Source organism: Pseudomonas sp. SW-3 (assembly GCF_016615645.1).
GTDB lineage: Bacteria > Pseudomonadota > Gammaproteobacteria > Pseudomonadales > Pseudomonadaceae > Aquipseudomonas > Aquipseudomonas mandelii.
The window spans coordinates 6,271,449-6,292,691 of the sequence record NZ_CP067098.1; the positions used below are offsets into that span (position 1 = coordinate 6,271,449).

A 21,243-nucleotide genomic window follows, 5' to 3' on the forward strand; every position below is an offset into this window, starting at 1 on the left:
GGTCCCATCGCGAGCCGGCTCACGCCCACAGTTGAAATACGTTCCCCTGTGGGAGGAGCCTGCTCGCGATAGCGGTATGTCCGGCAACAGAAGGTTTACTTTTCGATCCCGCTCAACGGAAACACATCACTCCCGCGCCAGCGCCGAACCGAACGCTGGAAGAACAGGCTGTTGGGCACTTGCACCATGGCGCTGCCGGTACCCAGTTCTTCCGCTTCAATCAGCGTGGTGTAGAGCAGGTTGATCGCCACCACCCGGCCTTTGACGCCGGGCTTGTCGGTGGTGTCCACCAACTCGACGACGTCACCGATGCGGAACGGGCCGACGGTGAAGATCAGGATCGCGCACAGCAGGTTGGACAGCACGCTCCACATGGCGAAGAACGCCACTGCCGCGACCGCAACAAACCCGGACAACGCGGTCCAGAGCACGGTGGCCGAAACTCCGAGGCGTTCGAGTACGAAAATCAGCGCACTGCCCATGATCAGCCAGCGCAAACCTCCGCGCAGCGGCATCAGCAGTTGCGGTGGAAACGGGTAGCGCTCGCCCAGGCGCGTCAGGCATTTAGCGACGAAGCGCTGGGCAAGGTAACCCGCCAACAGAATCAGCAGGATTTGCGCAGCGAACCAGATCGGCTCGCCCCACCCCGCCGGCAGCGGCAGCTTGAAGGCTTCCATCAAGACAGCGCCTCCAGCTCCGCCTGCATGCTTTCGAGCAGTTCCAGGGCTTCCATCCAGGCTTCTTCGAGTTCGGCTTCACGCACCTTCAACTTGGCCTGTTCAGCCAGCAGATCGCGCAAATCGTTCTTGCGCGCCGGTTCGTAAATGTCACTGTCGCCAAGGCTGGTATCGATCTTCGCCAGTTTCTCGTGCAGCTTGCCCAACTCGGTTTCGAGCTTGTCAGCCTCACGCTTGTGCGGTGCCAGTTGCTGACGCAACGCAGCAGCGGCCTGGCGCTGGGCCTTCTTGTCGGTCTTGTCCGGGTTGACCGGGGTGTTGCTGACCGGCGCATTGCGCTGACGGTAGTCGACCAGCCAGCGGGCGTAGTCTTCCAGATCGCCGTCGAACTCCTCGACCTTGCCGTCGGCCACCAGATAGAAATTATCGGTGGTGCTTTTGAGCAAATGACGATCGTGAGAGACCACCAGCACCGCGCCACTGAATTCCTGCAGGGCCATGGTCAGCGCCAGGCGCATTTCGAGGTCCAGGTGGTTGGTCGGTTCGTCGAGCAGCAACAGGTTCGGCCGATCCCAGGCAATCAATGCCAGGGCCAGACGGGCCTTTTCGCCACCGGAGAAATTCAGCACCGGCTCGTCGATACGCGCGCCACGGAAGTCGAAACCGCCGAGGAAGTCGCGCAGGGTCTGCTCGCGTTCGGTCGGCGCCAGACGCTGCAAGTGCAGCAATGGGCTGGCCTTGGAATCGAGGGAATCGAGCTGATGCTGGGCGAAGTAGCCGACGACGGTGTTCTCACCACGGGTCAGGCGCCCGGCCAACGGCGAGAGTTCACCGGCGAGGTTCTTGATCAGGGTCGACTTACCGGCACCGTTCGGGCCAAGCAAACCGATCCGCGCACCGGGGGTCAGTTGCAGCTTGACCTTCTCCAGCACGGCTTTGTCGCCATAACCCAGGCGAGCGTCCGACAGATCGATCAACGGGCTGGAGATTTTCTGCGATTCACGGAAGACGAAGTCGAACGGCGAATCGACGTGGGCGGCGGACAGCTCTTCCATCCGCTCCAGTGCCTTGATCCGGCTCTGGGCCTGACGGGCCTTGGTGGCCTGGGCCTTGAAGCGGGCGATGTAGCTTTCCATGTGCGCACGTTGCGCCTGCTGCTTCTCGTAGGCCTGCTGTTGCTGGGCCAGGCGTTCGGCTCGGGCACGTTCGAAGGCGCTATAACCACCACGGTACAAGGTGATCTTGCGCTGATCGACGTGGGCCACGTGATCGACCACGGCATCGAGGAAATCCCGGTCGTGGGAAATCAGCAATAAGGTGCCGGGATAGCTTTTCAGCCATTCTTCGAGCCAGATGATGGCGTCGAGGTCCAAGTGGTTGGTCGGTTCGTCGAGCAGCAACAGGTCCGAGGGGCACATCAAAGCCTGCGCCAGGTTCAGACGCATCCTCCAGCCACCAGAGAAATCTCCTACCGGACGATCCATTTGCTCATTAGTGAACCCAAGACCGGCCAGCAGCTTGCGAGCCCGGGCGTCGGCGGTGTAACCGTCGGCACTGTCGAGTTCCGCGTGCAGACGGGCCTGAGCGGCGCCGTCATGCGATGCTTCGGCAGCGGCGAGGTCGCGTTGCACCTCACGCAGGCGCAGGTCACCATCGAGCACGTAGTCGACCGCCAGGCGTTCGAGGGTCTCGATTTCCTGACGCATGTGGGCGATGCGCCAGTCGGCCGGCAGGAAGCAGTCACCCGAGTCCGGGTGCAGTTCGCCCCGAATCAAGGCGAACAGGCTCGATTTGCCGGCGCCGTTGGCACCGATGAGGCCGGCTTTGTGGCCGGCGTGCAGGGTCAGCTCAGCGTCTTCTAGCAGACGTTGAGGGCCACGCTGTAAAGTCAGGTTCTGAAGTCGAATCATAATGGCGGCGGAGTCTACCAGCTTCGCTCGCAACTGGCGCGAGTAGCACTATGTCCTCTGACCTGTGGAGCTTTTCCCTTACCACCTACGCGCGTCCCGGCATTGAAGACGCGTGCCTGACGTTGCAGTCGGCGGGTGTGAACGTGTGCTTGCTGCTATGCGCGTTGTGGCTGGGAGAACGGGGCGTCACCTGTAACGAACAACGCTTGCAGTTGCTTCGCGATATAGCCGGACCTTGGGACGCAGATGTCGTGCAACCGTTGCGCGCCTTGCGAATGCAATGGAAAGCCGCCGCCAGCGAGGATGCCGGACTGGATGATCTGCGCGAACAAGTGAAAACACTGGAGATGGAAGCCGAACGGCATCTGCTGTTGCGACTGGAACGTGTGGCGCAGAGTTGGCCACAGTATGAGGTGACCGATTCAACGGCCTGGCTGGAAGGTGTGGCGGCAGGCGCCGCCCACCTGAACCGCGACGCGCTGCATCAGCTGCGCGTCGCGGCAACCGGCACTTAAGAAGCGCTGGCTGGGGTGGTGCTGGTGCTCGACGGTGCGGCTGGCGTTGGCGCAGTCGATGGGGTCGAGGGAGTGGCTGCTGCCGCTGGCGAAGCCGATGCAGCTGGAGTCGCTGGTTTGGTAACTGGCGCAGTAGCTGGCTTGGCAGCAGCGGCAGGCTTTTTCACGGCCGGTTTGGCGGCAGGTTTTGCAGCTGGCTTCGCGGCAGCAGGTTTTGCTGCAGCTGGTTTGGCTGCTGGTTTCGCTGCAGCAGCTGGCTTGGCGGCGGCAGCGGGTTTCGCGGCGGCAGCTTTGGCAGCGGGTTTAGCAGCGGGTTTCGCCGCCGCTTTTGCAGCCGGTTTTGCGGCAACGGTTTTAGCCGCGACAGGTTTTGCGGCTGGCTTGGCGGTAGCAGTTCTTGCAGCGGCAGGTTTTGCAGCAGGCTTCGCAGCAGCCGATTTTGCAGCTGGTTTTGCCGCTGCGGTTTTCGCCACAGCCGGTTTCGCAGCAGCGGTTCTTGCAGCAGGTTTAGCGGCGGCCGTTTTGGCAGCAGCTGGCTTGGCGGCCGTTTTGGCAGCCGTCGATTTAGCCGCTGGTTTTGCAGCGCTGGCAGCAACCGGTTTTTTCGCCGCAGGTTTTGCTGCGGCTTTCACCGGCGCTTTGGCGACAGGTTTGGCAGCAGGCTTGGCCGGTGCTTTTGCAGCCGCCGGTTTGGCAGCAGCTTTCTTGGCAGGTGCCGCAGCAGGCTTGGCCGAACGCAGGGACAACGCCTTGCCGACAGCCTCTTGTACACGACCGATACCCTGGGCCAGTTTCAGGCTTTCTTGAGCATCGCGCTTGAGTTGCAGAATGTAGCTGCGCGTTTCGGATTGACGATCCTTGAGGGCATCGAGCAAGTCCTCAAGTTCTTTCACCGCACCCTTCGCTTTGGTTTGTGCCTTGGCTTTACCGGCAGTTGCGGCGTCCTGCAACTTGGTACGGGATTTGTGCAACTTCTCCTGCGCTTTTCCGCGCTGCTTTTCCAGTTTGGCGAGCAGTTTTTCAGCATCAGCCAAGGCTTGGGAACAAGCGTTTTCCAAATGATCGAGCAGGCTGCCCGAGAGTTGTTGGAGTAAGTGCAACGGGGTATTTACAGGCTTCTTGGTGGCCGACATGGTTTACCTCCTGGCTGACGTGGGTGCGGCTCATACTAGACCTCTGATGACACCGCCGCTAGGGCATGTTGACAGTATCGAAAGCGCTGCGTTGCAACAGATTGAAATTCTTCTGCGCGGGTGCAAAACCAGTTCACCTTTGAGCGCACTCACACTGGCATAATCCACCGCATCTCAGATCGGAGTGTGCCCATGTCGCGCTACTTTTTTTTATCGTTGTGTGTGTGTTTTTCCGTGGCCCAGGCCGCCGAAAAAACCACCCCGAACGAGGCCCACGATCTTGCTTACAGCCTGGGTGCGAGCCTGGGTGAACGCTTGCGCCAAGAGGTGCCGGATCTGCAACTCCAGGCATTGCTCGACGGTCTGCAACAAGCCTATCAAGGCAAGCCACTGGCATTGAAAGACGAGCAGATCGAACAGATTCTGGCCGAGCACGAAGCCCAGGTCGCCGAGCAACCCGCCCTGCCACAAAGTGAAGTCGCGCTGGAAAAAGAGCAGCGCTTTCTCACCGAGGAAAAAGCCAAACCGGGTGTTCGTGAATTGGCGGATGGCATTTTGCTGACCGAGTTGGCACCGGGCACGGGGGCCAAGGCAGGCCCTGATGGCAAGGTCGAAGTTTTATATGTCGGACGCCTTCCCGACGGGACCGTGTTCGATCAGAACAGCAAGCCGCAGTGGTTCAGTCTGGATAGCGTAATCAGCGGCTGGCGCAGCGCATTGCAAAACATGCCGGTCGGTGCGAAATGGCGCCTGGTGATTCCGTCGTCGCAAGCCTATGGTGCTGACGGTGCCGGCGACCTGATCGCTCCGTTTACGCCGCTGGTGTTCGAAGTCGAATTGCGCGGTGCCACAAGCTGAAAACCGAGAACGAAAAACGGCGCGCATAGCGCACCGTTTTTTAGTCTTGCAGGAGAGGTTCAGGCCTGAACCGAGTCCTCTTCCTTATGAGCAGTGTGCAGCACTTCGATCAGGCAATCTTCCAGTTCGAAGCGTTCGTGCAACAGCCCGCCCAGCTCCTTGAATTTCTCTGCCACGCACTTGCCTGCATCACACAGGTCGTTGAACGCCAGCAGCTTCTCGGTGATGACGTCGATGCGCGGGTAAATCGTCTCGGCCAGCTCCAGCCCGCGAGTATCGCCAAAAGCCTTGGCTTCGCCGGTCAGCTGTTCGTAGATTTCGAAGTGCCCGGCAGACACGTAGTCGACCAGCACGCCGCAGAATTCCTGCAACGGCTTTCGGTTTTCGCCCAAAGCCTCTGGCTTGGCACCGAGAGCATCGTAGGCTCGAACCAGTTCGTGACGCTCCTGCAACCAGCGATCGATCAGCAGATGCACTCCACCCCAACGTTCCTGAGCATTCTGACAACTTTCGAGCATGGTGATCTCTCTTCCCTTGTGGGTCATGCTGCCCTACACCTGTCGCAGTCTTGATAATCAAGAATCGGCCAGGCAGAGCGCCATCGAGCAACATAATTCCAATGACACGTGCGGGCCAGATTATGCCCGCGCGACAATGGCTTCAAGGTACGCAGGAGATAAAGTTCATACAAGTGTTTAATCACCCGCCAGCCCCCGGTGCGACGACACGCCGCTGAGCGGTCGCTTGCAGGCAAGCCAGACAACGCGCAGCAGCAGATAAACACTCAGAATTGTCACCGCCATGAAGAGCAGCAGACTCCACTCCGGGATGCTCAGGTCGAACAGCGTCCAGGAGATTTCTGCGCAATCTTCGTCCCCTTTGAACATCCGCGTCACTTTGCACAGCCAGGGCACGTTCTCGTATAAGGCCTGCGGATTGGTAGAGCAGGTCGATAGCTGATGCGCCGGATCGCTTTGCAACAAGACTTGCCGCCACGCCGCGACCATACCGGCGAGACTGCATGACAAACCGAGCAGCCAATAAAGAAAAGTCCCGAAGCGGCCGGGGCCATGCACCGAAGCTGTCAGGCAGACACCGGTGAACAACGCCAGGCAGACTCGCTGCAAAAGGCATAACCCGCAAGGCTTGAGGCCGATTGCGTATTCCAGGTAATAGGAAACGCCCAAGGCCAAGGCACCTGCAATAAAAGCCATGAAAAACAAGGAGCGTGAGCAGGCCAAAAACATGGCTTATCCGTAACAGTAGAGACAGGCGGTTACGGTAGAGGAAAGCGCGCCAGCCTTTCAAGGCAGGCCGGCACGGACACTTCACCAGAAGTGTAGGGAATTCCCGACAGCGTCGGGAGGACTTGATGAAGTCCCCTGTAGGACAAAGCCGATCAGGGATTACAAAGCTAAACATTCAGCGAAATTCGAGCGGCCGGATCGCGCCCAGGAACGACTCCCGCCCCAGGCGCAGCCTGCATCCGGCTGCTGAGCAGTCGTCATACATTTAAACGCGATTGGCCTGATGAAACCGTGGTGCTCGCTTTACAACTGCTTCGCAGCCGGACGCAGGCTGCGCCAGCTGCTACAGAAGGAATACGTCAGGCGTAAACGGGCGCTGGGAGTGGTGCCGCCAGCAGGCGCTCATCCAGCAGACCCAGACCTTCCTGAAACAGCTGATTGCTGCGCTCTGTGTCGCCGAGCTGAGCGAGCAACCGCGCCAGTTCCGCACAGGCTTCCGGGTTGCGCTGGACCCGCAAACTGCTTTCCAGATAGTCCCGCGCCTTGCCCCACAGACTGCTTTGCAGGCACAGGCGGCCGAGTGTCAGCAGAAGGCTTGGGTCGGCCGGATGATCCTTGAGCCAACCCTCGGCCGTTTGCAGTTGACGAGCCGGATCGCTACCACGCACCAGACCGTAGAGACGCGCCAGATGACTGTCGTACTTGCGCTTCAGCGCTGTGCGCAGAACCTCCTCCGCTTCGACCTGTGCACCCAGTTGCCGCAGTTGCTCGGCATAGGCCAGCACCAACTGAGGCTCCTGGCGCTGAGCCGAGGTGAGTTGCTGCCAGGCGCGATTGAGCGATTGCAAACCCACCGTGCCGTCCGCTTCCTGATGCGCCGCCAGGGAAAGGTTTTCACCCCACGCCCGTCGCTCCAGATCGGCCAGCTCGGCGGGAGGCAAGACTTTATCCTTGCGCAGCTCCGGCAGCAGGCGAATCACTGCCGACCAGTCGCCGCGCTGCTGATGCAGACGCTGCAACTGGCGCAAGGTCTGGACGTTATGAGGATGACGCTCGTGCATGGCTTGCAGGGTCACCAGGGCGCCTTCGGTGTCGCCACGGTCGTTCTGCAACTGGGCGTGACTCAAGGCAATCGCCAACTCCGCCTGGGGCTGGCGTTCGAGGGCGCGCTCCAGCAAGTTGTCGCATTCCTCGTAGTGACCTTGTTCATTGGCGGCGCGTGCGGCGCCAAGGTAGTAGAGCAGCGGCTGGCGCTCGGCTTCGGCGGCGCGATGCAAATGACGCTGCGCACTGGCCCAGCGACCTTCCGCCAGGTCCAGCTGACCGTGTTCGATCGCCACTTGCACCCGACGGCTGCGATTGCGCCGCGACCACGGATTGACCACGCCGCTGGACGTCATCACCAGCTCAACCAACGCCTTGATGCCCCAGAACACCAGCCAGAGCACTGCGACCAACGCCAGGGTGGCCCACAGACTCGCTTCATAACGGAAGGTCTTGTAGGCAATCAGCACGTAACCGGAATGCTCGGCGATCGCCAGGCCCAGTGCGGCGGCTGCGGCGATGACCAGAAACACGATCACATAGAGGCGTTTCATGGCGTGGCCTCCTGCGCAGTGTTCGCGGCCGGTTTTGCCATCGGTTTGATCGAGTCTTCGGCGTTGACGTTACGCCGCTCCAGATACCCCTGAACCGCACTCAATGTCCCGGTCAGGTCCGGCGTGACCACAGTGACCGGCTGCTTGCTCAACTCGCCCACCTGCTCAAGCATGACTTTGCTTTGAGGGTTGTCCGGGTTGAAGTTGCCCGTCAATACATCACGCGCCTCAGCCAGCGCCTGGGTGTAGACCGCTGCCTGGCCATTGAGCGCGGCCCATTGCGCCTGCTCCAGCGCCAGGCTCAGCGCCAGACGCACCTGACTGAGGCTCTGCCCTGCCAGCAATGGACGAACATTTTTGTCAGCATTGAAGTCGATGCGGATGTAGCGCGAAATCTGATCCCACCACTGCGCCCAACGACTGGCTCCATCGCCATCGGCCGTCAGGCCCAACAGCGATTCGCCACGATCCTTGTACTCGGGGGCCAGCTCGGTGAGGTTGATGACCTGATCGCGCAGTGCGCCCAATCGCAGGAACAACCCGGTGCGATCCGGCTGTTCTGTGCTGCGCAGCGCCACCAGGGTTTTGGCCACTTGCTCGCGAGCTGCGAAGGCACCGGGATCGTTCTGTTCACGCAGAATTTCATCGGCACCCTGCACCAGGGCCTGGGCGCTGCTGATGTCCTGCAGCGCAGAAAGGCGCAGGCTGGCCAGACGCAACAAGTGCTCGGCTTCGGCCAGACGCCAATCCTTGCGACTCGCACCGAGGACCGTTTCCAGACGCTGATTCAAGCGTTGCTGATCGCCTTGCAACTGCGCCACCAAACGGCTGCGAGCGTCCAGTTCTTCGGCTGCAGGCATTTGTTCAAGGCGCGCGCTCAAGCGCTGTTCATTGAGTTTCAGGCTCTGCGCCTGATCGCTCAACGCCTGGACCTGGCTCAACTGCTGCTGAGTGTTGGCTTGCAGGTGACGCACCTGCCAGACACCCCAACCGCCCACGGCAACACCGGCGGCGCCCAACAGCAGCGCGACGATTGCCAGCCCATTGCCCCGGCGCTGCACTGTGGCAGGTGGTGGAGTTTCAACCGGCGCTTCAAGCACCGGCAGCACGTCATCTTTAGGCAAGGCTGTTTCGCTCACGTATCCATCCTTTGCATTAGAGAACGGGTTCGGGATGCTCCCGTAACACCGTCAGCAAAGCCGTGGCACTGGCGCCACGACAATCCACAACTGTTTGGGCCCCGGCGGCACGTGCCAGCTCGGCGACCCTGGGGCTTGGAACAAACAACGGCAACCGCGCCATTTCAGGCCAGGCATCGCCTGCCAATTGGCGCAGGTGCTCAAAACCCTGTCCACTGCTGACCACCAGCCCGTTCAAGCGTTCCGCTTCGATCCGGTCAGGCAGCACCGTCGACGGGTAGTGAGGCAGTCCACGACGGTATAACTCCAGATACTCGACACTAGCACCAAGCTCGCGCAAACGCTCAGCCAGCAACTCGCGCCCGCCCTCCCCGCGCAAGATCAGCACCCGCGGATCGGGTCGGGCAATCGCCTCGCGCAACGAGGGCAACTCAAGCAAGGCTTCGCTGTCATCGCCCTCGGCGGGGAAACTCACGTCCAGCCCGTTATCCGCCAGGATCTGCGCAGTCGCAGCGCCCACGCTGAACCAGCGTGGGGACGGTGGCTGTGGCCAATACTGATTGAGCAGGTCAACGCCCATTCTCGCGGCCGGTTTACTGACCACGATCACCGCACAGTAACGATCCAGCCCCTGAATCACCTCGCGCATTGTGTCAGAGACAGCAATCGGCTCGATCTCCAGAAGCGGCAAACTGCTGCTGAAAATCCCCGCTTGCGACAAAACGCTTGCCAGCGCCGCCGACTCATCTGCGGGGCGCGTCAGCAGCAGGCGCCAGCCCGTCACTCGTGACCTGCCTCGCCATAGACCGCTTTCAGAATGTCGGCGGCGCCCTGGCTCAGCAAGTCTTCAGCGACTTGCACACCCAAGGCTTCTGCATCGGCCCTTGGCGCACGAGCCTCGGCGTTGAGCAGCAGGCCGCCGCTCGGATCGCCCACCAGACCGCGCAACCAGATCTGCTCGCCTTCAAGCACGGCGTAGCAGGCGATTGGCACTTGGCAGCCACCATTCAGATGTTTGTTGAGGGAACGTTCCGCGGTCACGCGGGTGGCGGTGTCCTGGTGATGCAACGGCGCCAGCAGGGCGTGAATTACGCTGTCGGCGCTACGGCATTCGATGCCGACCGCGCCTTGGCCACCGGCCGGCAAGCTGTCGTCGACACTGATTGCCGAGGTGATGCGATCCTCGAAGCCGAGACGAATCAGGCCGGCAGCCGCAAGGATGATGGCGTCGTATTCGCCGGCATCAAGCTTGGCCAGGCGCGTGTTGACGTTGCCGCGCAGGAAGCGGATTTCAAGGTCCGGGCGGCGAGTCAGCAGCTGAGCCTGACGGCGCAGGCTGGAGGTGCCGACGATGCTTCCTTGCGGCAACTCATCCAGGCTGGCGTAGGTATTGGAAACGAACGCATCGCGCGGGTCTTCACGCTCGCAGATGCAGAAAAGGCCGAGGCCTTCGGGGAAATCCATCGGCACGTCTTTCATCGAGTGCACGGCGATGTCGGCTTCGTTTTCCAACAACGCGGTTTCGAGCTCCTTGACGAACAGGCCCTTGCCACCGATTTTCGACAGGGGCGAGTCGAGCAGCTTGTCGCCACGACTGACCATGGGCACCAGCGTCACAAGCAAGCCCGGATGAGCCTGTTCCAGACGTGTCTTGACGTATTCGGCTTGCCACAGGGCAAGAGCACTTTTGCGGGTGGCGATGCGGATTTCGCGAGAGGACATGGATCAATCCGTACTGAATAGATACGGCGGATAATAACAGCTCAGCCAAATCCACTTTGACTTGTATCAGAAACTACGTGGCCTCCCTGGCCCCGGACGTCCAACAAACGGGTGTGAAGTTCGCTTCTGATCAGCGAATCAAAGCTGTTGCATCATTTTTCGCACGCCGGCCACGTGGCGACGGCTGACGATCAGGGCATCGCCATTGAGGCCTTTGAGGAACAGCTGAAAATGCCCCAGCGGCGTGCGCTGCAAGCGTTCGATGCGTTCGCGGGCGACCAGAGCGTTGCGGTGAATGCGCACGAAACGGTCGCCGAATTCATCTTCCAGGGCCTTGAGCGGTTCATCCAGCAGCACTTCGCCGCCTTCATGGCGCAAGGTCACGTATTTGTGATCGGCAATGAAGTAGACCACCTGACCCAACGGGATCAGCTCAATGCCTTTACGTGTTCGGGCACTGATGTGGCTGCGGGGGCCGCTGCCGCTTTCGGCGGCTGGACGGGTCAGGGCGGCGAGCTGGACGCGATTGGGCCGCTCGGCTTTTTTCAATGCATCATGTAAATGTTCGGTTCGCACAGGCTTCACCAGATAGCCCACGGCGCTGGCCTGCAGGGCTTCCACGGCAAATTCATCGGGCCCGGTGCAAAACACCACGGCGGGCGGGGTTTCGCGTTCGCACAACCGGGCAGCCACTTGCAGGCCATCAAGGCCTGGCATGCCGATATCGAGCAACACGATATCCGGCTTGTGACTGTCGATCAGCGCTAACGCCTCTTCGCCGTTCGTGGCGCTGGGCTCCAGGACAGTGTATCCCTCGAGTTCGCCAACCATTCGGCTCAGGCGCTCGCGGGCTAGGGGTTCGTCATCAACGATCAGGACATTCATATTGCGCTGGATTCCTGCGTGAGTCTCGCACAAGGATAGCGTAGACAGGTGAAGTGACGTCCGTCACCGCGATCCACGCTAAGACTAGCGCGAGGGCCAAAAAGTGCCGCGAGACCGGCGGCTAAATTTTCATCTGCCAATTGATTGGAGGCTCTGGCCCGCATAAGCGAGGTATCGCCGTAGGGTTTGCCGATACACAATATGAACACCCCCTCTTCTTATAGTCAGCCGCAGCGCCGAGAAGTGCGCTGTTCCTATTGTCCAACTGTAGACGGTTGCAGGGACGATATTGCTCAATCGGAAAATATCGTTGCGCAATTTCCCACAAGGCATGTCCCGAGTATGGACCCCGCCTTGTGAAAAAAACCTGTCGACCAGCGTCAGCGACAGGATTGGCAACCCTGTTATTATCCGCGGCAGCTTCCACCGTCATTTTTTCTTCAGCCGACACGAGCGAATTCATGAGCACTGACAAGACCAATCAGTCCTGGGGCGGCCGCTTCAGTGAACCCGTCGACGCCTTCGTCGCCCGCTTCACCGCCTCCGTCACTTTCGACCAGCGCCTGTATCGCCACGACATCATGGGCTCGATCGCCCACGCCACCATGCTGGCCAAGGTCGGCGTGCTGACAGACGCCGAGCGCGACAGCATCACCGATGGCCTGAAGACCATCCAGGGTGAAATCGAGGCCGGTCAGTTCGACTGGCGCATCGACCTCGAAGACGTGCACATGAACATCGAGGCGCGCCTGACCGACCGCATCGGCGTCACGGGTAAAAAACTGCACACCGGGCGCAGCCGCAACGACCAGGTCGCCACCGACATCCGCCTGTGGCTGCGCGACGAGATCGACCTGATCCTCAGCGAAATCACCCGCCTGCAAAAAGGCTTGCTGGAGCAGGCCGAGCGCGAAGCCGGCAGCATCATGCCGGGCTTCACCCACCTGCAAACCGCGCAGCCGGTGACTTTCGGGCACCACATGCTGGCCTGGTTCGAAATGCTCAGCCGCGACTATGAGCGCCTGGTCGACTGCCGCAAGCGCACCAACCGCATGCCGCTGGGCAGCGCCGCGCTGGCCGGCACCACTTACCCGATCGACCGCGAGTTCACGGCTCAGTTGCTGGGCTTCGATGCCGTGGGCGGCAACTCGCTGGACAACGTGTCTGATCGCGACTTCGCCATCGAGTTCTGCTCGGCCGCGAGCATCGCGATGATGCACTTGTCTCGGTTCTCCGAAGAGCTGGTGCTGTGGACCAGCGCCCAGTTCCAATTCATCGATCTGCCGGACCGTTTCTGCACCGGCAGCTCGATCATGCCGCAAAAGAAAAACCCGGACGTGCCAGAGCTGGTGCGTGGCAAGACCGGCCGTGTCTTCGGCGCGCTGATGGGCCTGCTGACCTTGATGAAGGGCCAGCCACTGGCCTATAACAAAGACAATCAGGAAGACAAGGAACCGCTGTTCGACGCGGCCGATACGCTGCGCGATTCGCTGCGAGCCTTTGCCGACATGATCCCGGCGATCAAGCCCAAGCACGCGATGATGCGCGAAGCGGCGCTGCGTGGTTTCTCCACCGCGACTGACCTGGCTGACTACCTGGTACGCCGCGGCCTGCCGTTCCGTGATTGCCACGAAATCGTTGGCCATGCCGTGAAGTACGGCGTGGAAAGCGGCAAGGACCTGGCGGAAATGAGCCTGGAGGAGCTGCGCAAGTTCAGCGACCAGATCGATCAGGACGTATTCGCCGTGTTGACCCTGGAAGGCTCGGTGAACGCCCGCGACCATATCGGCGGGACTGCGCCGGCGCAGGTGAAGAAGGCCGTGGCGCGCGGTCAGGCATTGCTCGCCAGCCGCTAAAAGCTTCGCGGGCAAGCCTCGCTCCTACGGGATCTTTGTCGCCCCGCAATTGCGCGAACGACACCGATCCCGCAGGAGCGAGGCTTGCCCGCGAAGACTGACTCAAGAACGCTACAAAACCCTACTTCTTGGAAGCGACCATCGCCATAAACGCCGGCATCGCCGCTTCCTTGTCCACCGCAATCCGCTGCACGTTCGGGTTCTGCTCCAGTCGCTCCAACAGCGCCCTGGCCGCCGGCATCTCGGCCAGCAGATCGATATCGAACAGCTTATGCGCCACCGCACAGGCCAGTGGAACGCTGTACAGGAAGTACAAATCCGCAATGCTCAGACTGTCCCCTGCCACATAAGGGGCGAACTTGCCGTGCCTGCCCAACGCGGCAAAGCCTGCCAGCAGCTCGGTCTTGGTCTTGTCCCTGATCGCGTCCGGCACCTGCATGCCGAAAAATGCCTGGGGATAACAGGCGCGAGCCGGCAACTCGATGTACAACTCGATTTCCTTGGCCACTGCCAGCACTTGCGCCCGCTCGAACGGGTCGCTCGGCAGGAGCGATATACCGTTCTGACTTTGCTCGATGAACTCGAGGATTACCGCGGTTTCATTGATGAAACCCTGCTCGGTGCGCAAAACCGGCACCTTGCCGCGCGGACTGATGGCCAGCGAGTCCGGGCTTGTGCCGGCATAAAACGGTACTTCTTCAAACGGCACGCCCTTCTCCAGCAGCGCCAGCTTGACCATGTTGTAGTAGTTACTGACGGAAAATCCATAAAGCTTGAGCATCACAAAGCCTCCAGGCCGTGCGGGGTTGGCAGTGCCTGTTTATAGAACGCCGAAGCGATTCCTGCCAGCAGCATCACAGCGCTGAATGCAGGTAAACTGGCCGCCTTAAACTTGAGGAGCCTGCCATGAGCGAGCCAACTGATATCGATAGCGACGAAGAAGAATTCACCGAAACCACCCTGATCGAAGCCATCGAAAACCAGATCGAAAGCGACAACCCGCCTGCGGCCAAGGCCACGTTCAACAAGCTGACCCTGGTGGGTTACGAGCGCGAGGAAATCCTCAACCTGATGGCCCATGTGCTGGCAGTAGAAATCGACGCAATCCTCGAAGAAGACCGCGCGTTCAACACCGAATGGTATGAAACCGCCCTGCGTGCACTGCCAGAGTTGCCGCCGGAAAAGAAGTAACCCCGATTCCGTAGGAGCGAGGCTAGCCCGCGAAGGATGCGCTGAAGTTTTTCCAGACAAACCGTGTCATCGCTCTTGGCGGGCAAGCCTCGCTCCTACGCACCCCGCTGGCGCACCACCCTGCGGGGAATGCATCCCGAGGCGAAAAAACCCTGTCGCGAGCACTGGACATGCCGCACGAGTGGGCTCACCTTAGGGGCGCTGTCGTCCAATTCCTAGAAAGTCTGGAGTCCTTATGTCGCTTACCCCTGAGTTGGTTGCCGAACTGGAAATCCTCGCACTCTTCAACCTGGACAGTTCCCAGGAAGGTTTGAAAATTCATCAGACCGCTGCCCCGAAAGCCATTGCTGCCGCCCAAAGACTGTTCGACAAAGAACTGATCACCCAGCCAGATGGTGGTTATCTGACCAGTCTGGGTCGTGACGCCGCGCAAAATGTGCAAACCGTTCTGACCATTCTCAACGTCCAGGAAACAGCCTGAGCATTACCGTAGCGCCCACGGAAACCCCTGCTACGGGTTTTCCGCGGGCACACTTGGTGACTTGACGTCGCCTCGTGGTAGAAATCTGGCGTCAAAAATACAAATTCAGCTTAAAAGTCCCGCGTCCGAGGCGCTAAACTGCCCCCATCCGCAGACCCCACGTCCGAGCTTCGCGAGCCGGTTTGAGCTGACATGACCCGCACCCATGAAATCCGCCCCGATCTGGACGAGGGAATCGACCGCAAGGTTCTCAGTCAGCTGCGCGCTCGCTTTCTGAAGCTCAACGAAGGCCGCATGGCCCGTGCCATGGAAGGGCTGTCGCCCCGCCAACAAACGGTGCTGACGCTGCTGCCGCTGTTTTTCCACGTGAATCACCCGCTGTTGCCAGGTTATGTGTCGGGCAGCACGCCGGCCGGGCTGTCGAATTTCGAGCCTGACGCCAACGCCCTCGCCGAAGCCCAGCGCCTGACCCGATCGTTTTCCTATAAGCCACGCCACGGCAGCAATCCACCGCGTCCGATCCACGGACTATTCCTGATGGGCAGTCTGGGCACCCTGGCCCAGGCCGATCAAAGCGACATGGACGTGTGGGTCTGTCACAGCCCGGACTTGAACGAGAACGAACTCGCCGAGCTGCGCAAAAAGTGCCAGTTGCTTGAGGCCTGGGCCGCCAGCCAGGGCGCCGAGGCGCATTTCTTCCTGATCGACCCGGCCCGCTTCGTGCTCGGCGAGCGCGATACGCAATTGAGTTCGGAAGACTGCGGCACGACCCAGCACTACCTGCTGCTGGATGAGTTCTACCGCACCGCAATCTGGCTGGCCGGCCGCACGCCAATCTGGTGGCTGGTGCCAGTCTACGAAGAAGCCGCCTACGACCGTTACACCCACACGCTGCTGTCCAAGCGCTTCATCCGTGCGGACGAGTCGCTGGATTTGGGGCATCTGGCCTATATCCCGCCGGGGGAATTCATCGGCGCCGGGCTCTGGCAGTTGTTCAAGGGCATCGAGTCGCCCTACAAATCCGTGCTCAAACTTCTGCTGATCGAGGTGTATGCCAGCGAACACCCCAAGGTCCATTGCTTGAGCCTGCGCTTCAAGCAGGCGGTATTCGCCAATCAACTGGACCTCGACGAGCTCGACCCCTACATCGTGGTCTACCGACGCATCGAGGAATACCTCACCGCGCGGGGCGAGCCGGAGCGCCTGGAGCTGGTACGCCGCGCGTTGTACCTGAAGGTCAACCGCAAGCTCACCGGCAGCAGTCGCACCCAGAGCTGGCAACGTTCGCTGCTTGAGCGCCTGGCTCACGAATGGCACTGGGATCAGCGGCAGCTGGCGCTGCTCGACAGCCGCAGCCAATGGAAAGTCCGCCAGGTCAGCACCGAACGCCGAGCCCTGGTCAATGAACTGAACTACAGCTACCGCTTCCTGACCCAGTTCGCCCGCAACGAGCAAACCGCCAGCCTGATCAACAAACGCGACCTCAACGTGCTGGGTCGGCGGCTGTATGCAGCCTTTGAGCGCAAAGCGGGCAAAGTCGAGTTCATCAACCCCGGCATCGCCCCGGACCTGGCCGAAGACACCCTGACCCTGGTGCAGGCGCCCAACAAGAAAGAACCCGGGCAAACCCAGTGGGGCTTGTACAACGGCAGCCTGGCAGCCCACGAGTGGGAACATTTCGCGCCGATCAAGCGCAGCCGCCAATTGCTGGAGCTGCTGACCTGGTGCCACCGCAACGGCGTGATCGACAGCAGCACCCGCCTCGCCTTGCACCCAGGCACCAGCGATTTGAGCGAGTTCGAACTGTTCAACCTGCTCGGCAGCCTGCAACAAAGCATCGCCCTGCCGTTGGCGACGGTTGCCGAAGAGCCCTTGCTGCGCGCCAGTGTGCCGAGTGAAGTGCTGATTCTGGTAAACGTCGGCGTCGATCCGCTCAAGCACCATCGCGACCTGAATATCCTGATGACCACCGAGCGCACCGACTCCCTGAGCTACGCCGGTGTCCGGGAAAACCTGGTGCTGACCCTGGACCAGGTCACGCTCAACAGCTGGAACGAAGTGCTGGTCAACCGCTACGACGGCCCCCACGCCCTGCTCGACTGCCTGCGCGATTACCTCAACAACTTGCCGAACGGTCCACAACAACCCCGTTTGAGGGTGCGTTGCTTCTGCCACAACCGGGCGCAATTCATTGCACGGCGGGTCGAAGAGGTCCTCGATACGGCGCAGAACCTGCTGCTGAGCCAGCTCAATCATCGCTACCTGCTACAGGTCCAGCAGCATTACCACGTGCTGGAGTTGGTGCCCGGTCAGGTCAATCACGTCGCCCTCGCCACGCTGCCGGCGCTGTTCGATTACCTGGGCGAAGAACTGGCGAGCTACAGCCCGCTGCACCTGGACCCGATGGCACTGGAAGACCACGACCTGGCGCTGATCCTGCCCATGGGCCAGCCCGAATGCATTCAAGTGTTCTACCGAATCACCGAACAGCAGGCGGAGCTGTACGTACTGGATGAATTCAATGCCCTGTGGCAGCAGCGCTTGCCCTATTACGACGAACAAAGCCTGCTGGTGCCACTGCAAAGGTTCCTGCAATCAATCCAGTACCGACGCGACGCGTTGCTGCCGATGAACGCCGCCCAGTCCCTGAACCTCGACACGTTGTATTACCAGCTACTGCCGTCAGGTCCTGGCCGGGCGCGTCGCGTCGAAGCCCGGCCGGCGCCGCAAACCCCGATCAATAAACCGTTCTACGACGTGCAGGCGATCATCGGCAAAGCCGCGCCGGGACAGGTGCAGGTCACGTTGTATTGCAATCAGCGGGAGTTTTCAGAGCTGGAGTATGGCGACCATTTGTTTAGCGTGGTCGCCCAGGAGATCGTCGAGCAGCGCCGGGAAATCGAGCGCTATCGCTGCTACATCACCGACCTGGACTTGTCGGGCCTGCTCGGTGATGGTCAGAGTTCAAGCAATTTGTATTTGCGCTACAAGGCCGACCTGGAGCGCGCGTTGAATGAGGCGCTCGAGCAGGTCTAAGCGGTTTATTCCGGAAAATGACCGCCCCCGGCCGGCTGGGATTCAACTTCCAGCAGGGTCAGTTTGAGGGTTTTGCCGCCTGGTGCTGGCCAGTCGATGTGCTGGCCAACTTTAAGGCCGAGCAGCGCGCTGCCGACCGGCGCCAGAATGGAAATTTTGCCTTCGTCGGCGTTGGCGTCCTTGGGATAAACCAGGGTCAGGTGATAGTCCTTGCCACTGCCTTCTTCGCGGCAATGCACACGGGAATTCATGGTGACGACATCGGCGGGCACTTCTTCGTGACCGACCACGGTATCGGCGCGATCCAGTTCGGTTTGCAGCGCAATGACGCCCGGCAGCGTGTCATCCAGGCTGTCGATCAGGCGCTCCAGACGTTGCACGTCCAGACGAGTAAGGGTGATGGAAGGTGTGGTCATGATTGAGGCAGACTCCTTTCTTCTGCACAAAAAAAGCAAAACCCCGCCAGAAAAAGGCGGGGTTTTCACGAGCCTCGATGGGTTGAGGCGTTTCTGGACACTATCACAGCTCAATAAATATACAAGTGAGCGGCGACCACGCACCTGCGCTGACATTTTTGAGAGAGGCTTGCCTGTGGCGAGGGAGCTTGCTCCCGTTCGGCTGCGCAGCAGTCGTAAGCTTTTTGGGGCCGCTTCGCAGCCCAGCGGGAGCAAGCTCCCTCGCCACAAAAGCTCTTATGCCAAGGCTTTGCGCTGGACTGCCTGGGCGCAGATCACACGCCGACGATCATCATCCGCCGAGCGCCATTCGCGGATGTCTTCGACATGGCGAAAACAGCCGAGGCAGACCTTCTGTTCGTCCAGCCGGCACACACCGCTGCACGGCGAAGGCACGGCCGGGCTGACATTGCTGTAGAGCGGTTTGGGCGGACGAACGGGCGCAGGCTGGGTCACGGTCTCACAGACCTTCGAAATCGAGCTCGACGTCAGCTTGCTGCTTGACGATGCGCTCAAGCATCTCGCCCAATTGTTCTTCACTCTTGTCGCACATCCAGCGCTCGCTCTCTTCGTCGTAATCGAAGTGGAAACCACCGGACACGGCCGCAAGCCATAGCTGACGCAGGGGTTCCTGGCGGCTGAAGATCAACTGGCTGCCGTTTTCGAACTTGACGGTGAGCACACCGGCCGAGCTCTCCAGATCGATATCCAGGCCACTATCGTCAAAAATATCCTCCAGCGTCTGCTGGGTGGCATCGACCAGGTCATGGAAACGGGCTTCGGTCAAACTCATTACGGCAACCTCAAAAAGTGTCTGTTCACGCTCAAGCGCCGCAAGATACGGGCGAGCCCCGGTGATTGCAAAGGATAACGACCCACGGTGATCACGAAACCTGTGGGAGCGAGCCTGCTCGAGAAGGGCCCATCATATTCAACATCAATGTTGACTGACACTACGCCTTCGCGAGCAGGCTCGCTCCCACAGGGATTGCGCCCGGCTGACCAGCATCGTGCCAAGCCCCGCCGGACGGGAGCCCCGTCGCATAGGCAAGCTGACGGGTGGCCGGTATACTCCGGCGCAATTAATGCATTTTCAAGGATTTCGCCATGAAGCGCCTGATCTCTTCCCTTGCTGCGCTCGTCGCGGTTGCCTGCCTTGTGTCGGCCTGTGGTCAAAAAGGCCCGCTGTATCTGCCCGACGATTCCCAGGATCCCGCCGAGCAGGCTCAGTCCTCGCAAAAGCAGCCGTCCAAAGCACACAAGCACGACGTCTACCAATAAGGGAACGCCATGGACGCTTTTAATTACCGTGGCGGGGAGCTGTTTGCCGAAGGTGTGGCCCTGTCGGCCATCGCCGAACGTTTCGGCACACCGACCTACGTCTACTCCCGCGCGCACATCGAAGCCCAGTACCTGGCATACGCCGATGCGCTGGTCGGCATGCCGCACCTGGTCTGCTTTGCGGTCAAGGCCAACTCCAACCTGGGTGTACTGAATGTCCTGGCCCGTCTTGGCGCCGGTTTTGACATCGTCTCCCGTGGCGAGCTGGAACGCGTACTGGCCGCCGGCGGCAGCGCCGACAAGATCGTTTTCTCCGGTGTCGGCAAGACCCGTGACGACATGCGTCGCGCCCTGGAAGTTGGCGTCCATTGCTTCAACGTCGAATCCACCGATGAGCTGGAGCGTCTGCAAGTGGTCGCCGCCGAGCTGGGTGTTCGCGCACCGATCTCGCTACGTGTGAACCCGGACGTCGATGCCGGCACGCACCCGTACATTTCCACCGGTCTCAAAGAGAACAAGTTCGGCATCGCCATCGCCGACGCCGAAGACGTGTACATCCGCGCCGCCCAGTTGCCCAACCTGGAAGTGGTCGGCGTCGATTGCCACATCGGTTCGCAACTGACCACCCTGCCGCCGTTCATCGACGCCCTCGACCGCCTGCTGGGCCTGGTCGACCGCCTCGGCGATTGCGGCATTTACCTGCGCCACATCGATCTCGGTGGCGGTTTGGGCGTGCGTTATCGCGATGAAGAGCCGCCATTGGCTGCCGACTACATCAAAGCCGTGCGCGAGCGTCTCGACGGTCGCGACCTGGCGCTGGTGTTCGAGCCGGGCCGTTTCATTGTCGCCAACGCCGGCGTGCTGCTGACCCAGGTCGAGTACCTCAAGCACACCGAACATAAAGACTTCGCCATCGTTGACGCGGCCATGAACGACCTGATCCGTCCGGCGCTGTACCAGGCCTGGATGGATGTCACCGCCGTGCGCCCGCGCACTGCAGCGGTGCGCGCCTACGACATCGTCGGCCCGATCTGCGAGACCGGCGACTTCCTGGCCAAGGATCGTGAACTGGCCCTGGAAGAAGGCGATCTGTTGGCCGTGCATTCGGCCGGCGCCTATGGGTTTGTCATGAGTTCCAACTACAACACCCGCGGCCGCGCCGCTGAAGTGTTGGTGGACGGTGATCAGGCATTTGAAGTGCGTCGCCGTGAGACGGTAGCCGAGTTGTTTGCTGGCGAAAGCCTGCTGCCGGAGTAATC

The 21,243-nt window shown here is 60.7% G+C and carries 22 protein-coding genes; 8 read left to right on the plus strand and 14 right to left on the minus strand.

The window, feature by feature from the left end; genetic code table 11:
• Positions 1–95: 95 nt before the first annotated feature.
• Positions 96–677 carry a mechanosensitive ion channel family protein gene (locus JIO00_RS28500; RefSeq protein WP_010465057.1) on the minus strand — a complete coding sequence of 194 codons (582 nt, stop codon included), beginning with the start codon at positions 675–677 and terminating at the stop codon, positions 96–98.
• Positions 677–2,587, minus strand: a complete 1,911-nt coding sequence (locus tag JIO00_RS28505; protein WP_077747154.1) for an ATP-binding cassette domain-containing protein — start codon at positions 2,585–2,587, stop codon at positions 677–679. Before JIO00_RS28505 ends, JIO00_RS28500 begins: the two co-directional genes overlap by 1 nt.
• A gap of 50 nt (positions 2,588–2,637) precedes the next feature.
• Between JIO00_RS28505 and JIO00_RS28510 the strand changes: the two genes are divergently transcribed.
• Positions 2,638–3,102 (plus strand): TIGR02444 family protein, encoded by a 465-nt coding sequence (locus JIO00_RS28510; protein WP_200667278.1) that lies wholly within the window; start codon positions 2,638–2,640, stop codon positions 3,100–3,102.
• Here the strand turns inward: JIO00_RS28510 and JIO00_RS28515 are convergent.
• Entirely contained in the window at positions 3,099–4,235 is a 1,137-nt protein-coding gene (locus JIO00_RS28515) for an AlgP family protein (RefSeq protein ID WP_083375485.1), read from the minus strand. The two genes, JIO00_RS28510 and JIO00_RS28515, sit on opposite strands and share 4 nt — an antisense overlap.
• Positions 4,236–4,427: 192 nt before the next feature.
• On the opposite strand from JIO00_RS28515, the gene JIO00_RS28520 reads away from it, so the two are divergent.
• Positions 4,428–5,093 carry an FKBP-type peptidyl-prolyl cis-trans isomerase gene (locus JIO00_RS28520; protein ID WP_010465064.1) on the plus strand — a complete coding sequence of 222 codons (666 nt, stop codon included), beginning with the start codon at positions 4,428–4,430 and terminating at the stop codon, positions 5,091–5,093.
• A 59-nt stretch (positions 5,094–5,152) separates the two neighbouring features.
• Here the strand turns inward: JIO00_RS28520 and JIO00_RS28525 are convergent, their stop codons facing one another.
• The 7 genes from JIO00_RS28525 to JIO00_RS28555 form a co-directional block, all read right to left on the minus strand.
• Positions 5,153–5,611 (minus strand): Rsd/AlgQ family anti-sigma factor, encoded by a 459-nt coding sequence (locus tag JIO00_RS28525; RefSeq protein WP_007899333.1) that lies wholly within the window; start codon positions 5,609–5,611, stop codon positions 5,153–5,155.
• A 177-nt stretch (positions 5,612–5,788) separates the two neighbouring features.
• On the minus strand, positions 5,789–6,340 hold the full coding sequence (locus JIO00_RS28530) for a disulfide bond formation protein B (RefSeq protein WP_077747152.1): 552 nt from the start codon (positions 6,338–6,340) through the stop codon (positions 5,789–5,791).
• 359 nt (positions 6,341–6,699) lie between these two features.
• A complete protein-coding gene (locus tag JIO00_RS28535; RefSeq protein WP_010465069.1) occupies positions 6,700–7,938 on the minus strand; it encodes a heme biosynthesis protein HemY in 1,239 nt (412 codons plus the stop codon).
• A complete protein-coding gene (locus tag JIO00_RS28540) occupies positions 7,935–9,077 on the minus strand; it encodes a uroporphyrinogen-III C-methyltransferase (RefSeq protein ID WP_010465071.1) in 1,143 nt (380 codons plus the stop codon). The genes JIO00_RS28535 and JIO00_RS28540 overlap by 4 nt, the downstream gene beginning before the upstream one ends.
• Before the next feature lie 16 nt (positions 9,078–9,093).
• A complete protein-coding gene (locus JIO00_RS28545; RefSeq protein WP_077747150.1) occupies positions 9,094–9,861 on the minus strand; it encodes a uroporphyrinogen-III synthase in 768 nt (255 codons plus the stop codon).
• Complete coding sequence (hemC, locus tag JIO00_RS28550) at positions 9,858–10,799, minus strand: hydroxymethylbilane synthase (protein WP_010465075.1); 942 nt, start codon at positions 10,797–10,799, stop codon at positions 9,858–9,860. Before hemC ends, JIO00_RS28545 begins: the two co-directional genes overlap by 4 nt.
• 138 nt (positions 10,800–10,937) lie before the next feature.
• Positions 10,938–11,684, minus strand: coding sequence for a LytR/AlgR family response regulator transcription factor (locus JIO00_RS28555; RefSeq protein WP_010465077.1), 747 nt, complete (start codon positions 11,682–11,684; stop codon positions 10,938–10,940).
• A gap of 461 nt (positions 11,685–12,145) precedes the next feature.
• On the opposite strand from JIO00_RS28555, the gene argH reads away from it, so the two are divergent.
• A complete protein-coding gene (gene argH, locus JIO00_RS28560) occupies positions 12,146–13,540 on the plus strand; it encodes an argininosuccinate lyase (protein WP_010465079.1) in 1,395 nt (464 codons plus the stop codon).
• Positions 13,541–13,661: 121 nt separating this feature from the next.
• On the opposite strand, the gene JIO00_RS28565 is transcribed toward argH, so the two are convergent.
• Complete coding sequence (locus JIO00_RS28565; protein ID WP_172791911.1) at positions 13,662–14,321, minus strand: glutathione S-transferase family protein; 660 nt, start codon at positions 14,319–14,321, stop codon at positions 13,662–13,664.
• A gap of 125 nt (positions 14,322–14,446) precedes the next feature.
• Here JIO00_RS28565 and JIO00_RS28570 point away from each other — a divergent pair, with 125 nt between their 5' ends.
• From JIO00_RS28570 to JIO00_RS28580, 3 genes are all read left to right on the plus strand, one after another.
• Entirely contained in the window at positions 14,447–14,731 is a 285-nt protein-coding gene (locus tag JIO00_RS28570) for a hypothetical protein (protein WP_010465083.1), read from the plus strand.
• 235 nt (positions 14,732–14,966) lie between these two features.
• A complete protein-coding gene (locus tag JIO00_RS28575; RefSeq protein WP_010465085.1) occupies positions 14,967–15,212 on the plus strand; it encodes a TIGR02647 family protein in 246 nt (81 codons plus the stop codon).
• Between the two features lie 192 nt (positions 15,213–15,404).
• Positions 15,405–18,248, plus strand: a complete 2,844-nt coding sequence (locus tag JIO00_RS28580) for a class I adenylate cyclase (RefSeq protein ID WP_200667280.1) — start codon at positions 15,405–15,407, stop codon at positions 18,246–18,248.
• A 5-nt stretch (positions 18,249–18,253) separates the two neighbouring features.
• Here JIO00_RS28580 and rnk read toward each other — a convergent pair whose 3' ends face one another.
• From rnk to cyaY, 3 genes are all read right to left on the minus strand, one after another.
• Positions 18,254–18,664, minus strand: a complete 411-nt coding sequence (gene rnk, locus JIO00_RS28585) for a nucleoside diphosphate kinase regulator (RefSeq protein ID WP_010465090.1) — start codon at positions 18,662–18,664, stop codon at positions 18,254–18,256.
• 276 nt (positions 18,665–18,940) lie between these two features.
• Positions 18,941–19,159: a DUF1289 domain-containing protein gene (locus JIO00_RS28590; protein ID WP_010465092.1), complete on the minus strand. Its 219-nt coding sequence runs from the start codon at positions 19,157–19,159 to the stop codon at positions 18,941–18,943.
• Positions 19,160–19,163: 4 nt separating this feature from the next.
• Complete coding sequence (cyaY, locus tag JIO00_RS28595; protein WP_010465094.1) at positions 19,164–19,496, minus strand: iron donor protein CyaY; 333 nt, start codon at positions 19,494–19,496, stop codon at positions 19,164–19,166.
• Between the two features lie 314 nt (positions 19,497–19,810).
• Between cyaY and lptM the strand changes: the two genes are divergently transcribed.
• The gene (gene lptM, locus JIO00_RS28600) at positions 19,811–19,984 is read left to right on the plus strand and encodes an LPS translocon maturation chaperone LptM (protein ID WP_010465096.1); all 174 of its coding nucleotides are present in this window, start codon (positions 19,811–19,813) and stop codon (positions 19,982–19,984) included.
• Positions 19,985–19,993: 9 nt separating this feature from the next.
• Complete coding sequence (lysA, locus tag JIO00_RS28605) at positions 19,994–21,241, plus strand: diaminopimelate decarboxylase (RefSeq protein WP_169857181.1); 1,248 nt, start codon at positions 19,994–19,996, stop codon at positions 21,239–21,241.
• The last annotated feature ends 2 nt before the right edge of the window (positions 21,242–21,243 follow it).